Source organism: Lysinibacillus agricola, from assembly GCF_016638705.1.
In the GTDB taxonomy this organism is placed as follows: domain Bacteria; phylum Bacillota; class Bacilli; order Bacillales_A; family Planococcaceae; genus Lysinibacillus; species Lysinibacillus agricola.
In genome coordinates, this window is sequence record NZ_CP067341.1 from 1298764 (window position 1) to 1313746 (window position 14983).

Sequence of the window (14983 nt, forward strand, 5' to 3'; positions counted from 1 at the left end):
GATGTCTATTTTTCATGGAATGAATACCACTGCCTCAGCTTTAACATCACAGCGTTTACGAATGGATGTCATTTCTTCTAATATGGCAAATGTGGATACAACGCGTGCTAGACAAGTGAATGGGGAGTGGGAACCATACCGCCGGAAGTCTGTGACATTTACAGCTCAAGAGGGACAGTTTTCAAAGTTCTTTAATGTTGCACTTGGTAAAAACGCAAAAAGTGGCGTTGGCAACGGCGTAAAAGTTACACAAATAAAAGAAGATAGAGAAACACCTTTCAAACTTGTGTATGATCCAACTCATCCAGATGCAAACGCAGATGGCTATGTAAATATGCCAAATGTAGATCCATTAAAAGAAATGGTAGATTTAATGTCAGCCACTCGTTCCTACGAGGCAAACGTAACTGTATTGAATGCAAATAAATCCATGCTGACAAAGGCGTTAGAGATTGGTAAATAAATAAGAAGAAAGGAAGATACATAATGACAATTTCGTCCGTTTCACTAATGACACCTACGCAGGTTGTAAATGAAACAAATAAACTTAATACAACACCTTATGAAGCACAGCAAAACTTTGCGAACTCATTAAAAGAAGCAATAGCGAAAGTTAATGATCAACAAATTACTTCTGATAATCTTACTCAAAAGCTAATTACTGGTGGAGATGTAGAGTTGCACGAAGTGATGATTGCATCACAAAAAGCGAGCATTACATTAAATGCAACAATGGAAGTTCGCAATAAGGTGATTGAAGCTTACCAAGAAATAATGCGAATGAGTGTCTAACTTTATTGAACAAGTGATACATTCACTATTGAAGTAAAGGATATATCCCATAATTTAAACTTTTTTGAATGAATGATGGAAGGTTGGACGCCCCCAGGAAAGCGCCCAGCCGGAACGGAAATCAACCCATTATGTAATAATGATTGAATGTTATGGGATATCACTGTTTTCGCGAATTATTAGATGGATAGGTTATTCACTATAACCGGAGGATTCATAATGAATGAACGATTGACGAAAATAAAAAACGACACCAGCCAATTTTGGACAAGTCGTAGTAAAAAACAAAAAATTGTAATGATTGGCTCAGTATTAGGAGTTCTATTGCTTGCTACCGTAATAACAATTTTTGCTACAAAAACTACATATGTACCACTTTATAAGGATTTATCGACAAGAGAAATCGGTCAAGTGAAGGAAGCGTTGGATTCCCAAGGTGTAAAATATGAAATTGCACCAGGAGGGACATCAATTTTAGTACCTGAAGAACAAGTAGATGCATTGTTAGTGCAATTGGCATCGGAAGGATATCCGCAAACAGGCACGATTGATTACTCTTTTGCAAACAGCTCTGGATTTGGTATGACAGATAATGAGTTTAACCTATTAAAAAAAGCAGCAACTGAAACAGAAATAGCAAAACTCATTAAAAATCTAGAAGGTGTAAAAGATGCAAAGGTAATGATTAACGTTCCTGAAGAGGGAGTTTTCTTAAAAGATGTAAAAGAAGAAGCGACAGCATCTATTGTTTTGAACACAGACCCTGGCTATAAATTTACAGAGCAACAAATTGCCACTATGTACAACTTAGTAGCAAAAAGTATTCCGAATTTAAACACAGATAACATTGTTATTTCTAACCAATTCTCCGAGTACTTTGATCTGCACGCTGCAACTGCTGATGGTACTTCAACAACGACAGCTGAAGGTCAGTTACAAGCGAAGAAATTGGTTGAGCGTGATCTACAACGTCAAGTGCAAAGTATGCTAGGTACGTTAATGGGACAAGACAAAGTAATAGTTTCTGTGACAACAGACATTGATTTCAAAAAAGAAAATCGTGAAGAAAACCTAGTTACGCCGGTTGACGAAGAGAATATGGAAGGTATTGCTATTAGTGCTCAACGTATTACAGAGCAATATTCTGGTACAGGAGCAGCAGCCACTGGTACACCTGAAGCTGAAACGACGACAGATAACTTCACAACTTATAACGAAGGTGCAACGGGTAATGGAGATTACGAACGTACTGAAGAAACAATTAATAATGACGTAAACCGTATTCGCAAAGATATTCAAGAGGCACCATATAAAGTTCAAGATATTGGTATCCAGGTAATTGTTGAACCACCGACAGCAGCTGATGCGGCATCATTACCAGATGGGGTTCGTGAGGATATTGAGAAAATATTAAGTACTATTGTTCGTACGACGATTTCTAAAGACGTAGCAGCTGAGCTTACTCAAGACCAAATTGATGAAAAAGTAGCTGTTTCAGTACAACCTTTAAATGGTAAGGCAACAGATGTAGCGAACGAAAAATCTGTTATTCCATGGTGGGTTTGGGTAATCGGCGGAATATTACTAGCTGTAATATTATTGCTTGCATTCTTTATTATCCGTTCACGTAAACGTGAGCAGGAAGAAGAAGAGCTTAGCATCCTAGAAGAACAAGAAGAACTAATGATTGAAGATATTAATGAAGAAATTGAAACGGAAGCTACAATGCGTCGTAAGCAGCTAGAAAAAATGGCAAAAGAGAAGCCAGACGATTTTGCGAAGTTACTGCGTAGTTGGATTGCGGAAGACTAACTAGGAGGTTCGGATGTGTCCAAGAAAGATAAGGAATTAACCGGAAAACAAAAGGCCGCTCTCTTGTTAATTTCATTAGGGCCTGAGGTTTCAGCTTCTGTCTATAAACATTTAACAGAGGAAGAAATTGAACGTTTAACATTAGAAATTTCAAGTGTTAAAAAAGTAGAAGCAAATGTTAAAGAGGAAATTATTGAAGAATTCCACAATATTGCACTTGCGCAAGATTATATTACACAGGGTGGTATTGGTTACGCGAAGACAGTATTGGAGAAGGCGCTTGGTGTAGAGCAGGCACAAACGATTATTAATCGCCTAACATCTTCTTTACAAGTGCGTCCCTTTGACTTTGCACGTAGAGCTGATCCAGCACAAATTTTTAACTTTATTCAAAATGAACATCCACAAACAATTGCCCTTATTCTATCTTATTTAGAAGCAGGGCAAGCGGGTGTTATTTTATCTTCATTGCCGCAGGAAGTACAGGCTGATATTGCGAAACGTATAGCCGTAATGGAATCAACATCACCAGAGGTTATTAGTGAAATTGAATCTGTATTAGAGCGTAAATTATCATCGACTGTTACACAGGATTACACAGAAACAGGTGGCATTGATGCAGTTGTTGAAGTGTTAAATGGTGTAGACCGACAAACGGAAAAAACGATTCTCGATGCACTCGAAATTCAAGATCCAGAGCTTGCAGAAGAAATCAAAAAACGTATGTTTGTATTCGAGGATATTGTTACGCTTGACAACCGTTCGATTCAACGTGTTATTCGTGATTGTGAAAATGAAGACTTACTGCTTTCAATGAAAGTTTCAAGTGAAGAAGTAAAAGACATTATTTTCCGCAATATGTCACAACGTATGGCTGAGACATTTAAAGAAGAAATGGAAATTATGGGACCTGTACGTTTACGTGACGTAGAGGAGGCGCAATCTCGAATTGTTGCGGTTATTCGTCGCTTAGAGGATGCTGGTGAGATTATTATTGCACGTGGTGGAGGAGATGACGTCATTGTCTAGAATCATCCGTTCTATACACACACAGTCCAATGGCGATAATGTAAAAAATATTCAAATTCGTGACATGTTTGAAATGCATGAGGGAGAAAATGAAGAAATTTCACCTCAAAAACAAATTTCTATGGAAGAAGTGCTGGGAGAACGTGATCGTTTATTTGCAGAGGCTAGAGCTACTTTACAGGCTGAACGTGAAGCTTTTGAACAAGAGAAGCAAATGTTCTTTCAGGAAATTGAACATTTAAAGCAAGGTTGGGAAGAAGAGCGACCTAATCGAGTGCAAGCGGCTTATGATGAAGGATTTGGTCAGGGCTATGAGGATGGGACAAACAAAGCGAATGAAGCGATGGCACAATCTCTCCAAACGGCCAATGAGGTAATCATTCAGTCGAGGGAAAACGCTCAGAAATATATTGAAGATCAGGAAGCGATTATTTTAGAGCTAGGCTTAACTGCAGCAGAGCGAATTATTGATGCATCTTTAGAGCGAGCCAATGAATTATTTATTTCAATCGTTCGCAGAGGACTTAAGGAAGCGAGAGAAATGAAGGAAATAAAAATTTATGTTTCACCTACATACTATGCATTAATTACTTCTAATCGGGATGAACTAGCTGAAATGTTCCCAACTGACGTACCATTTATGATTTTCGTAAATGAGGATTTAGAAAATGAAACAGATTGCTATATCGAAACAAATCATGGCCGTATTGTTGTAAGTATTGATGAGCAATTAAATGAACTAAGATTGAAGCTACATGAAATATTAGAAAGTAAGGAATGATCTAGATGAAAACGGCTCAATTAATCGAACAAATTCCTCAAATACCAACCTTTAAAAAATTTGGTAGAGTAACTAGAGTTGTCGGCTTGATGATTGAGTCGCAAGGTCCAGATAGTTCCATCGGTGATGTCTGCAAAATTCATGTGGAAACTTCAAAAAACGGCCATCAAATCATCTTAGCAGAGGTTGTAGGCTTCAAAGATGAAATTGTCATCTTAATGCCATTTACCTCTCTTCGGGAAATATCGATTGGCTGCCTAGTTGAAGGTACAGGGGCACCGCTAGAAGTGAAAGTGGGCCCCGAGCTAATCGGTAAGGTACTTGATTCTATGGGAAATCCAATAGATGGAACTATTTTACCAAAAGGATTAATGTCAGTTCCGACAGAGCAGGATCCACCAAACCCACTAACACGCCCACCTATTGATGAAAGACTTGAAGTAGGTGTTAAAGCAATTGATGGCATGCTAACAGTTGGTAATGGACAACGTGTAGGTATTTTCGCTGGTTCTGGGGTCGGGAAAAGTACATTGCTCGGTATGATTGCGCGAAATACCCAAGCTGATTTAAACGTCATCGCACTAATTGGAGAGCGTGGTCGTGAGGTCCGTGAGTTTATAGAGCGTGATTTAGGGCCAGAGGGTTTAAGCCGATCAATAGTAGTAGCTGCCACTTCTGATCAGCCTGCACTAATGCGGATTAAAGGGGCCTTTACCGCAACAGCAATTGCCGAATATTTTAGAAATCGCGGTTTAAATGTCATGTTGATGATGGACTCTGTGACTCGTGTTGCAATGGCACAGCGTGAGATTGGCCTTGCGACAGGTGAACCACCAGCTCAAAAAGGATATACACCCTCTGTATTTGCGATTTTACCAAAGCTTTTAGAGCGCACAGGTACTAATGAGAAGGGTTCTATTACTGCCTTTTATACAGTTTTAGTAGATGGTGATGATATGAACGAGCCAATTGCAGATACTGTGCGAGGGATTTTAGATGGTCATATTGTTCTTGATCGAAACCTTGCTAATAAAGGTCAATATCCAGCTATTAATGTCTTGAAAAGCGTCAGCCGTTTGATGAATCATGTGGCTGAGCCAGAGCACAAAAAGGCGGCAGAACGATTAAGGGAGCTCTATTATACATATGACAAGTCGGAGGATCTAATTAACATCGGTGCCTATAAGCGAGGAACATCAAAAGAAATTGATGAAGCGATTTACTATGAACCTCTCATTACCGCTTATTTAAAGCAAGGTTATTTAGATAAAGTGACTCTTGAGGAAAGTATGAATGAGTTAATTACATTATCGAACGGTGGTGGAAATTAGATGGTAAGTTATACTTATCGTTTTGAAAAAGTGTTAACCATTCGAGAGCAGGAAAAAAATGAAACTGAAATGGCTTATAAAGAATCTGTACGTTCTTTTGAAGAAATAGCAACAAAGCTATACGACTTGCTGAAAAAGAAAGAAGATTTATTAGAGTTTCAACAGGAACGTTTAGCTGTAGGTTCATCAATAGAGGAGATTCATCACTACGCCCGATTTATTGATAGCCTCGAAAAAACAATTGCTGATGTACAGCAGAAAGTTGTACAAGCCCGTGCAAAAATGAATTGGCACGAAGAAAAATTATTAGAAAAAAACTTGGAAGTACGTAAATTTGAAAAAATGCGAGAAAAAGATTTTAAGATATTCCAGCAGGAACAGGATCGTATCGAAGGCATTTTTTTAGATGAGATTTCATCGCTTACGTATAACAAGAGAGAAATCAGGTGATTTCATGGCAAAAAAAGATAATCGACTTAAAGCGGAGTTAGCGGAACAACCACAACCACCCAAACGTAAATCAGGTGGCTTTCGAAAGTTTTTTATGTGGTTTGTAATACCTATTATGTTTGTAGTAGCAGTTCTACTTGTTGTGGCAACCTTAATGAATACGAATGTCTTTGATTTAGGTAAGAAGGCATATGAAAGCTTACCGTTCGTTCCTTCAGAAGAACAACAAGCAAAAGAGGCTGTGGTTAATAATGATTCGAAGGTTGTAAAATTACAGGCTGATGTACAAGAAAAAGAAGCGGAAATCGCACAGCTGCAAAAGAAATTGGATACGGCAACAACTGAGAAAGAAAAGCTAACGACAGAAAATGAGCAGTTACAATTTGAAGTTGAAAAATTAAATAGGGAGCAAGATGACGTAAAGCGTGACTACAATGACATTTTAAAAACATTTGATAAGATGTCCCCTAAAGCAGCAGCGCCAGTCCTTATTAAAATGAGTGATACGGAAGCACTTCGTATTTTAACAAACTTAAAGCCGGATAAATTAGCAGCGATTCTAGAAAAAATGGATCCACAAGATGCAGCGAAATATACGGAAATGATGGCTAAACAATAAGGAATTCTGAAAGGAGGTGAAATGATGGATGTGGCAATGATGCAAATGATATCCAAATCTGTACCAACTAAAACTGCAGCTACAAAACCTACAACAGTTGGAAATTCCGATGTTAAAGCAAGTGGAACGTCGAACAAAGAAAAATCATCGACGTTTGGTTCTGTTTTTGGACAAATTATTTCTTCAAATCAAACACCGCAGTCTACACAGTCAACAGAAACAAAAGATATAGCAGGATTAGCAGAAGTTTTAAATGCTGAATCTATTGAAGACGTACTAGACTTACTAGATATTCCACACGACGATGGCTTATTAATGCTTCAAATTGGTGAAGAGGGCAAAGCTGTTGCGATAGATGAAATGCTGAATCTTGAAAATTTAATGGATGCATTAGGAATTGATTCCGAGCAACTTCAAAAATTAGTTCGACAGTTGCTAGGGGAGGATAAGGAAGCGAAAGATGTATGGGAGCTTTTAGTGCTAGTAGACGCACAGGCACCAATGCTTCAAGCACAAGTTGTAGCAGCTTTACAAGGTGAAGGACAAGTAACACCGAACGAAGCAACACAATTACTCCAAGTATTAAAGTTAGCCCAATTAGTTGGACAGAAAACGGACTTAACAGCTCAACAAGAAAGCTTACTAACTAACATTAAGAGTCTTTTAACAACGATGCAAACACAAGTAGAGACGGGTGCACAGCAGGTAACAACCAAAACAACAGTAACACTTCCGTTACAAGGCTTTCAGAAAGTAGTTCAGCAAGTACAGGTTACCAAACAGGCAGATACAAGTGCTAATGAAATGGTGACATCTAATACGGTCCAAACAAAAGCAGATACATTCCAAGTAACTCTGCCAGCAGCAAAACCAGCACAATCTGAGGCATTATTGAAAGAGATGCAAGCAATCATCAATAGAGCCCAAATCTCTAATGCGCAAGGTATTACCCGCTTAACATTGAAATTGTATCCAGAAAATCTAGGGACAATTCGTATCGAGCTAGTACAAAATGACGGTGTCCTCACTGCTCGACTACTTGCTTCAACAGCTCATGGACGTGAATTACTTGATAGTCAGGCACATCAATTAAAGCAAGCCTTTGTACAGCAAAATATTCAAGTTGATCGTCTCGATATTGCTCAGTCATTGCAAGATGCAGATCGCCAACAACGCGACCAAAGTTTCTTCAATAATTTCTTTAAGCAACAACAGGAAGATGAGCAGGAGCAAAAAAGTGACGATGATGATGAAGGTAAATCATTTAGTGAATATTTAATAAGTGAGGAGGTGTAGGAGTGGCGGATACAAAGACTGATAAAATGACTGGAAAAATAACGGATGACTTTTACTATTCGAACTATAAGAAACCAGTTAGGCAAACTGGTAATAGCGAACTCGGTAAGGATGCTTTCCTGCAATTATTAATTACGCAATTGCAACATCAGGATCCAACAAATCCTATGGACGACCGAGAATTCATTTCTCAAATGGCACAATTCTCTTCTTTAGAGCAAATGCAAAATATGACAAAAACGATGGAATCATTACTAGCCTCACAGCAACAAACACAGCTTATGAGTTATACAACATTTGTTGGTAAAGAAGTAAAATGGCATGAGATAACAGATGAGTTGGATGAAGACAAGAAGCCTATTATCAATGAAGGAACAGGCATTATTGAATCGTTGAAATTTGTAGACGGAGATGTAGTATTCGTATTAGCTGATGGTAAGGAAATAACGCCTGGCAATATCTCAGCTATTTTAGGTGGTTCAGGAGATAACAATACTGAAACAGAATCTCCTCTTGTACAAGCAAGCAAGCTAATTGGTAAAAAAGTTACCTATAAAGACGGCGAGCAAGAACTACAAGGACGTATCGTTTCTGTAACGAGTAAAGATGGCGTTATTTATTACTTATTAGATAACGACAAAAAATTAACAGATAAAGAATTTACCGAAATCAGCGAATAAAGGTGGAGAAGAATGATGGATAAGTTTTCAATTCATCGTGTACCATTGCATCCATCTATTCGCCAAACGCAACCTAAGCCCTTACAAACACAGCAATCATTTAAAGCTCATTTACAGGAAGCTACCAATCAACAAGAATTAAAAGTGAGCAAGCATGCGCATGAACGTATTATCGAGCGCAATATAGAGATTACTGAACAAGAATGGCAGGTTGTATCGGACAAGGTATTTGAAGCGCACTCAAAAGGTGTCAAACAACCATTAGTCTTGATGGATCAAGCAGCTTTAATTGTCAGTGCTAAAAACGCTACTGTCATTACAGCAATGGACCGCACGGAAGCAAAACAGCAAATATTTACTAATATTGATGGCACAATCGTGCTGTAAAGGCTGGACCTGTGATAGGAGGCCTAAGTGTGCTGATTGATAGAAGCATACAATTAATAGACGAAGGGAGAACGACATTATGTTACGTTCTATGTATTCTGGTATTTCAGGTTTAAAAAACTTCCAAACTAAGCTGGATGTAATTGGGAATAATATCTCAAACGTTAATACTTACGGCTTTAAAAAAGGACGTGTAGTATTTAAAGATTTAATGTCTCAAACGTCAGCAGGTGCCTCTTCACCTACTCAAACTCGTGGTGGTGTTAACGCTAAACAAATCGGTTTAGGTTCACAACTTGCTGCAATCGATACAATTCACGGTACAGGTTCAATGCAAACAACTTTTCGCGAGTTAGACTTAGCTATATCTGGTGATGGATTCTTCATGGTAGGTGATGCAAATGGCGCACCTGATGAAGATGGGGTACTAGATGCAGAGGGTTACAGCAATATTCTCTATACACGTGCTGGTAACTTCTATATGGATAGAAATGGATATTTAGTGAACGCCGATGGTAAATATTTAGTCGGTCACGCAAGTGATGAGTTATCGATTTCTGCTGATGGTGATTCAATCGATGGTTCTGCAGCTGACGAACAAAGAGCAGCGAATGGACTAGCTGATATAGAAGGTAATATCGCAGAGGATATGGATTTCGCAACTGAAATTTCACCGATTCGTATTCCTACAACAGCACAATCAATGTCTATTGGTAAAGATGGTACAGTTCAGTATGTAGACTATAAAGGTGACAAACAATATGCAGGTCAACTCATACTTGCAAAGTTCCCAAATGCTGGTGGCCTTGAAAAAGTGGGGGGGAACTACTACCAAACTTCAGCAAACTCTGGACAACCATACGCTCAAGTTGGATCAGTAGGAGGGATTGGTTCCGTTGAAGCTGGCTACCTAGAAATGTCCAATGTAGACCTTTCAGAGGAGTTTACTGAAATGATTGTAGCGCAACGTGGTTTCCAATCAAATACACGTATTATCACAACTTCTGATGAGATTCTTCAAGAGCTTGTGAATTTAAAACGCTAAGTAATTTGTAAGTTAAGAAATACCAGTTAAGATTTCAAAGTGCTCAAAACTAAAAACATAATTTCATATGAGGGAGGGTCGGGCCGGCTCTCATGCTAGACCCGGCCCTATTTCAATGATTGAACTAACACGTCTAAATGGGAAAGCATTTACATTGAATGCTTTATACATAGAAACGGTCGAATCTTTCCCAGATACGACCATAACATTAACGACTGGAACCAAAATCATTGTTTTACAGAGTGAAGATGAGGTGCGACAAAAGGTAACAGCCTTTTATAAAAATATACAAATACTATCAAACCCGCATCTACGAGGTGAAGAAGATGAAGAATAACAAAATGTTAACGATGATTATCATCGTACTAGTAGCAATCATACTTATCGGAGTTATTGCCTTTGTATTGATTAACCAATTTAATAAGCCAACAGGATCTCTTGAACCAACAATTGATGAAATCGTAGAAGCTTCTGTAGAAGTTCCGGAAATTACGACAAATCTAGCTGATAACAAAATTGTACGCATGTCGTTAAAAATTCAAACAACAAATAAAGATGCTGCTGAAGAGTTAACGAAGCGTGTTTTCCAAGTGAATAACATTGTTATCCAAGAGCTTTCCGAAATGGAGCAAAAAGATTTAGAAGGTAAACAAGGTAAACAAATTTTCCAAAAATCATTAAAAACACGATTAAATGAATTGATGCAAGAGGGAGAAGTTCAGGAAGTTTATTTTACCTCCTTCATCACTCAATAATAAAGAAACTGCTTGAAATGGAGGTGGGCAAATGGCAGGAGATGTGTTATCTCAATCAGAGATAGATGCGCTGCTTTCCGCAATATCAACCGGGGAAATGTCAGCTGATGACATAAAAAAAGAGGACGAGGTGCGCAAGGTTAAAGTGTATGACTTTAAACGAGCACTACGTTTCTCAAAAGATCAAATCCGAAGTTTGACCCGAATACATGAAAATTTTGCACGATTACTGACAACGTTCTTTTCTGCACAGCTGAGAAGCTATGTGCAGATTACAGTTGCATCAGTGGACCAAATACCATTTGAAGAGTTTGTTCGTTCGATTCCGAATATGACACTCATTAATGTGTTTGAAGTGCCGCCATTAGATGGTAATATATTGATGGAAATAAACCCGAACATTGCCTACTCAATGCTAGATCGTTTAATGGGCGGTAGCGGGGCGAGTCATAGTAATGTGGATAACTTAACAGAAATTGAAACTAAAATTATGACAAACCTTTTCGAACGTTCATTCGATAATTTACGTGAGGCGTGGGAAAATGTTGCGGAAATTGATCCGATTTTAGTAGAGCTTGAGGTCAACCCTCAATTTTTACAAATGATTTCACCAAATGAAACGGTTGTCGTTATTTCATTAAATACGATCATCGGTGAGACAAGCGGTATGATTAATATTTGTATTCCGCATGTTGTATTGGAGCCAATTGTTCCAAATCTTTCTGTTCGCTATTGGATGCAGGCAAATACAAAAGAGATGTCTCCAGAGCAAACAAAAATGCTAGAAACACGTGTGAAACAAGCACAATTACCTCTTTCCGTTGAACTAGGTATTACAGACATCACCGTTGAGGATTTCCTCACGATGCAGATTGGGGATGTCATTCAATTAGAACAAAAAATTGAAGACCCACTACTATTAAAGGTAGGAACATTACCGAAATTCACAGTTCAACCCGGAAAGCAAGGCAAAAAATTAGCAATCCAGATTATCGACCCTTTGAAAGGAGGAGACGAAGATGAGTGATGAAATGCTCTCCCAAGAAGAAATTGAAGCGTTATTAAGGGGCGAAACGTTGGAAGATAAAAACAGCGACACTGAAGCTTCTACAAATGAGGACTTAAATGATTTACGAGTAGAGGACTACCTCGATTCGTTTGCCCAAGATGCGTTAGGTGAGGTAGGAAATATATCTTTTGGCAGCTCTGCCACAGCACTTTCAGCGTTATTAGGTCAAAAAGTAGATATTACTACCCCAAGTATTTCAATGATCAACCGTAATAAATTAGAAGAGGAATTTCCTCATCCTTATGTAGCCGTACAGGTTGAATATACGATCGGATTGACAGGTATGAATTTACTTGTTATTAAGCAATCCGATGCAGCGATTATTGCTGATTTAATGTTAGGTGGGGATGGTTTAAATCCGAAGCCAGACTTAGGTGAAATTCAGCTGAGCGCTGTTCAAGAAGCTATGAACCAAATGATGGGTTCTGCAGCTACGTCAATGTCGACGGTATTCAACAAAAAGGTGGATATTTCTCCACCATCAATTGATTTAATGAATATTTCTCAAAATGAAGGGCGAGAAAATATTCCAGAAGATGATTTACTCGTAAAAGTATCCTTCAGATTGAAAATCGGTAACTTAATTGATTCAAATTTAATGCAATTATTACCGCTTAAATTTAGTCAAAACATTGTAAAATCTCTATTAGGAGAAACAGAATCAATCGAGGAACCTGTGGCTGCAACAATAGCGCCTGAAGCGCCAGTAGCACCAGCGCCTGTACAAACACAAGCACCAGTACAACCACAAGCGCCCGTGCAACCACAAGCACCTGTAACACAACCGCCAGCACAGCCAGTATATCAACAGCAGGCAGCGCCAGTGCAGCAACCAATATATCAAGAGCAACAACAGATTCCACAAGCAACAAGACCTGTTCAACCGGTCAATGTTCAACAAGCACAGTTTGCTAGTTTTGATTCAAATGTCATCTCGCAATCTGAAGCTAGAAATTTAAATATGCTACTTGATATTCCATTACAAGTTACTGTAGAGTTAGGACGTACAAAGCGTTCTGTTAAAGAGATTTTAGAACTATCTAGTGGTTCGATTATTGAACTAGATAAATTAGCTGGTGAACCAGTTGATATTTTAGTAAATAGCCGTTTAATCGCTAAAGGTGAAGTCGTTGTTATTGATGAAAACTTCGGTGTCCGTATTACAGATGTTTTAAGTCAAGCAGAGCGTTTAAATAATTTAAGATAGTTTCAATTGGAGGAGTTAACCATGTCTAAAAGAATTTTAATTGTAGACGACGCTGCATTCATGCGCATGATGATCAAGGATATTTTATCGAAAAATGGATTTGAAGTAGTTGGGGAGGCAGCTGATGGTTTACAGGCTGTTGAAAAGTACAATGAATTAAAGCCAGATTTAGTAACGATGGATATAACAATGCCTGAAATGGACGGTATTGCTGCTCTTAAAGCGATTAAGGGCTCAGATCCAGGCGCAACTGTAATCATGTGTTCAGCAATGGGACAACAAGCAATGGTAATCGATGCAATTCAAGCTGGTGCGAAAGACTTTATCGTTAAGCCTTTCCAAGCTGATCGTGTAATTGAAGCGATTCAAAAAGCTCTAGGATGATTGCATGAAAATGTTAAAATCATTTCGTCTAACGATGATTTTCGCATTTCTTGTATCCTTCCTGTTTTTGTACCCTACAACGACTCCAGTGTATGCAGACTCTAACACAAATAGTGTAAATGACTGCATTAAAAAAGGAGATTGTATAGAAGATAATGATCCAGCTGCTAAGCAAGATGATTCAGATTTACAAGCAGCTGGAGACATATCTGCATGGGAATACATAAAAATGGTTTTGGCGCTTATTTTTGTTGTAGCTTTATTTTATGGATTAATGAAGTTTTTAAATAAAAGAAATTTAAACTTTCAACGTAATCAATTGGTACAAAATTTAGGCGGTTTATCGTTAGGTGCTCAAAAGTCGGTACAACTATTACAAGTAGGTAAAACACTGTATTTAGTTGGGGTCGGTGAGGATGTCCAGTTGTTACGTGAAATTACTGATCCTGATGAAGTTGCATCACTTTTAGCACTGTATAATGAACGACAAGAATTTGCAGCAACATCACCGTATATTGCAGAAGTATTTTCTAAGTTTAAGAGAAAAAATAATGAGAGTTCATCGACGCAGCAAAATCAAGACTCTTTTGGTGAACTATTTGAAAAAAAGATTTCCGAAATTAAACAGGAGCGTAGTGAAGAACTGGAGAGATGGAAGCAAAAGGAGAATGATGATAAATGAATGATGCAATCAGTATTTTTTCCAACAGCGATCCGACAAATGTCTCAAGTGCTGTTCAGCTCCTCTTGTTGTTGACTGTTCTATCACTAGCACCGAGTATATTAATTTTGATGACATCGTTTACACGAATTGTTATTGTGCTATCGTTTGTTCGTACTGCGTTGGCGACACAGCAAATGCCGCCAAACCAGGTCATTGTAGGTCTTGCCTTGTTTCTAACATTCTTTATCATGGCTCCAACATTTCAAGAGGTCAATAAAGAGGCATTACAGCCATTATTTTCTGAGGAAATTGGAATTGAAGAAGCATATGATCGTGCCAGTGAGCCGTTTAAAGAGTTTATGAGTAAGCATACAAGGCAAAAGGACCTTGATTTGTTTTTAACGTATAATCAAGCAGAAAAACCGGCATCTGTAGAAGAAATCCCTCTTACAATGCTAGTACCTGCTTTCGCATTGAGTGAGATTAAAACAGCGTTCCAAATTGGTTTTATGATTTTTATTCCATTCCTAGTAATCGATATGATTGTCGCAAGTACTCTAATGTCGATGGGGATGATGATGTTACCGCCGGTTATGATTTCATTGCCGTTTAAAATTTTATTATTTGTACTCGTTGATGGTTGGTATCTTGTGATGAAATCATTACTACAAAGTTTTTAGGG

19 protein-coding genes are annotated in these 14983 nt (G+C 38.3%); all 19 read left to right on the forward strand.

What is annotated here, in order from left to right:
- Position 1 precedes the first annotated feature (1 nt).
- The 19 genes from flgC (at position 2) to fliP (ending at position 14981) form a co-directional block, all read left to right on the forward strand.
- Complete coding sequence (flgC, locus tag FJQ98_RS06085) at positions 2 to 463, forward strand: flagellar basal body rod protein FlgC (protein ID WP_053594204.1); 462 nt, start codon at positions 2 to 4, stop codon at positions 461 to 463.
- Between the two features lie 23 nt (positions 464 to 486).
- Positions 487 to 792 (forward strand): flagellar hook-basal body complex protein FliE, encoded by a 306-nt coding sequence (fliE, locus tag FJQ98_RS06090; RefSeq protein ID WP_053594205.1) that lies wholly within the window; start codon positions 487 to 489, stop codon positions 790 to 792.
- A gap of 219 nt (positions 793 to 1011) precedes the next feature.
- Positions 1012 to 2604 (forward strand): flagellar basal-body MS-ring/collar protein FliF, encoded by a 1593-nt coding sequence (fliF, locus tag FJQ98_RS06095; protein ID WP_053594206.1) that lies wholly within the window; start codon positions 1012 to 1014, stop codon positions 2602 to 2604.
- 15 nt (positions 2605 to 2619) lie between these two features.
- On the forward strand, positions 2620 to 3633 hold the full coding sequence (fliG, locus tag FJQ98_RS06100) for a flagellar motor switch protein FliG (RefSeq protein ID WP_053594207.1): 1014 nt from the start codon (positions 2620 to 2622) through the stop codon (positions 3631 to 3633).
- On the forward strand, positions 3626 to 4414 hold the full coding sequence (gene fliH, locus FJQ98_RS06105) for a flagellar assembly protein FliH (protein WP_053594208.1): 789 nt from the start codon (positions 3626 to 3628) through the stop codon (positions 4412 to 4414). Before fliG ends, fliH begins: the two co-directional genes overlap by 8 nt.
- Before the next feature lie 5 nt (positions 4415 to 4419).
- On the forward strand, positions 4420 to 5745 hold the full coding sequence (fliI, locus tag FJQ98_RS06110; protein WP_053594209.1) for a flagellar protein export ATPase FliI: 1326 nt from the start codon (positions 4420 to 4422) through the stop codon (positions 5743 to 5745).
- Positions 5746 to 6195, forward strand: coding sequence for a flagellar export protein FliJ (gene fliJ / locus FJQ98_RS06115; protein WP_053594210.1), 450 nt, complete (start codon positions 5746 to 5748; stop codon positions 6193 to 6195). It abuts the gene before it with no gap.
- Positions 6196 to 6199: 4 nt separating this feature from the next.
- On the forward strand, positions 6200 to 6814 hold the full coding sequence (locus FJQ98_RS06120) for a MotE family protein (RefSeq protein ID WP_053594211.1): 615 nt from the start codon (positions 6200 to 6202) through the stop codon (positions 6812 to 6814).
- Between the two features lie 21 nt (positions 6815 to 6835).
- Positions 6836 to 8110, forward strand: coding sequence for a flagellar hook-length control protein FliK (locus tag FJQ98_RS06125; protein WP_241774538.1), 1275 nt, complete (start codon positions 6836 to 6838; stop codon positions 8108 to 8110).
- A 2-nt stretch (positions 8111 to 8112) separates the two neighbouring features.
- A complete protein-coding gene (gene flgD, locus FJQ98_RS06130; protein ID WP_082340024.1) occupies positions 8113 to 8790 on the forward strand; it encodes a flagellar hook assembly protein FlgD in 678 nt (225 codons plus the stop codon).
- A gap of 15 nt (positions 8791 to 8805) precedes the next feature.
- Positions 8806 to 9177: a TIGR02530 family flagellar biosynthesis protein gene (locus FJQ98_RS06135; RefSeq protein ID WP_053594557.1), complete on the forward strand. Its 372-nt coding sequence runs from the start codon at positions 8806 to 8808 to the stop codon at positions 9175 to 9177.
- A 79-nt stretch (positions 9178 to 9256) separates the two neighbouring features.
- Positions 9257 to 10222: a flagellar hook-basal body complex protein gene (locus FJQ98_RS06140; RefSeq protein WP_053594213.1), complete on the forward strand. Its 966-nt coding sequence runs from the start codon at positions 9257 to 9259 to the stop codon at positions 10220 to 10222.
- Between the two features lie 115 nt (positions 10223 to 10337).
- A complete protein-coding gene (locus tag FJQ98_RS06145; protein ID WP_049668748.1) occupies positions 10338 to 10559 on the forward strand; it encodes a flagellar FlbD family protein in 222 nt (73 codons plus the stop codon).
- On the forward strand, positions 10549 to 10977 hold the full coding sequence (gene fliL / locus FJQ98_RS06150; protein WP_053594214.1) for a flagellar basal body-associated protein FliL: 429 nt from the start codon (positions 10549 to 10551) through the stop codon (positions 10975 to 10977). The genes FJQ98_RS06145 and fliL overlap by 11 nt, the downstream gene beginning before the upstream one ends.
- A 31-nt stretch (positions 10978 to 11008) precedes the next feature.
- Entirely contained in the window at positions 11009 to 12004 is a 996-nt protein-coding gene (gene fliM, locus FJQ98_RS06155) for a flagellar motor switch protein FliM (protein ID WP_053594215.1), read from the forward strand.
- Positions 11997 to 13253: a flagellar motor switch phosphatase FliY gene (gene fliY, locus FJQ98_RS06160; protein WP_053594216.1), complete on the forward strand. Its 1257-nt coding sequence runs from the start codon at positions 11997 to 11999 to the stop codon at positions 13251 to 13253. The genes fliM and fliY overlap by 8 nt, the downstream gene beginning before the upstream one ends.
- A 21-nt stretch (positions 13254 to 13274) precedes the next feature.
- Positions 13275 to 13637 carry a response regulator gene (locus tag FJQ98_RS06165; RefSeq protein ID WP_053594217.1) on the forward strand — a complete coding sequence of 121 codons (363 nt, stop codon included), beginning with the start codon at positions 13275 to 13277 and terminating at the stop codon, positions 13635 to 13637.
- 4 nt (positions 13638 to 13641) lie between these two features.
- Entirely contained in the window at positions 13642 to 14319 is a 678-nt protein-coding gene (locus FJQ98_RS06170) for a flagellar biosynthetic protein FliO (protein WP_053594218.1), read from the forward strand.
- Entirely contained in the window at positions 14316 to 14981 is a 666-nt protein-coding gene (gene fliP / locus FJQ98_RS06175) for a flagellar type III secretion system pore protein FliP (protein WP_053594219.1), read from the forward strand. The genes FJQ98_RS06170 and fliP overlap by 4 nt, the downstream gene beginning before the upstream one ends.
- The last annotated feature ends 2 nt before the right edge of the window (positions 14982 to 14983 follow it).

What these genes read in the sequence shown, in the direction of transcription:
- fliM (WP_053594215.1), top strand. Translation starts at nt 11,009, where the DNA reads ATGGCAGGAGATGTGTTATCTCAATCAGAGATAGATGCGCTGCTTTCC.
- fliI (WP_053594209.1), top strand. Translation starts at nt 4,420, where the DNA reads ATGAAAACGGCTCAATTAATCGAACAAATTCCTCAAATACCAACCTTT.
- FJQ98_RS06170 (WP_053594218.1), top strand. Translation starts at nt 13,642, where the DNA reads ATGAAAATGTTAAAATCATTTCGTCTAACGATGATTTTCGCATTTCTT.
- FJQ98_RS06125 (WP_241774538.1), top strand. Translation starts at nt 6,836, where the DNA reads ATGATGGATGTGGCAATGATGCAAATGATATCCAAATCTGTACCAACT.
- FJQ98_RS06120 (WP_053594211.1), top strand. Translation starts at nt 6,200, where the DNA reads ATGGCAAAAAAAGATAATCGACTTAAAGCGGAGTTAGCGGAACAACCA.
- fliJ (WP_053594210.1), top strand. Translation starts at nt 5,746, where the DNA reads ATGGTAAGTTATACTTATCGTTTTGAAAAAGTGTTAACCATTCGAGAG.
- FJQ98_RS06135 (WP_053594557.1), top strand. Translation starts at nt 8,806, where the DNA reads ATGGATAAGTTTTCAATTCATCGTGTACCATTGCATCCATCTATTCGC.
- fliE (WP_053594205.1), top strand. Translation starts at nt 487, where the DNA reads ATGACAATTTCGTCCGTTTCACTAATGACACCTACGCAGGTTGTAAAT.
- flgC (WP_053594204.1), top strand. Translation starts at nt 2, where the DNA reads ATGTCTATTTTTCATGGAATGAATACCACTGCCTCAGCTTTAACATCA.
- FJQ98_RS06140 (WP_053594213.1), top strand. Translation starts at nt 9,257, where the DNA reads ATGTTACGTTCTATGTATTCTGGTATTTCAGGTTTAAAAAACTTCCAA.
- fliF (WP_053594206.1), top strand. Translation starts at nt 1,012, where the DNA reads ATGAATGAACGATTGACGAAAATAAAAAACGACACCAGCCAATTTTGG.
- FJQ98_RS06145 (WP_049668748.1), top strand. Translation starts at nt 10,338, where the DNA reads ATGATTGAACTAACACGTCTAAATGGGAAAGCATTTACATTGAATGCT.
- fliY (WP_053594216.1), top strand. Translation starts at nt 11,997, where the DNA reads ATGAGTGATGAAATGCTCTCCCAAGAAGAAATTGAAGCGTTATTAAGG.
- FJQ98_RS06165 (WP_053594217.1), top strand. Translation starts at nt 13,275, where the DNA reads ATGTCTAAAAGAATTTTAATTGTAGACGACGCTGCATTCATGCGCATG.
- fliP (WP_053594219.1), top strand. Translation starts at nt 14,316, where the DNA reads ATGAATGATGCAATCAGTATTTTTTCCAACAGCGATCCGACAAATGTC.
- fliL (WP_053594214.1), top strand. Translation starts at nt 10,549, where the DNA reads ATGAAGAATAACAAAATGTTAACGATGATTATCATCGTACTAGTAGCA.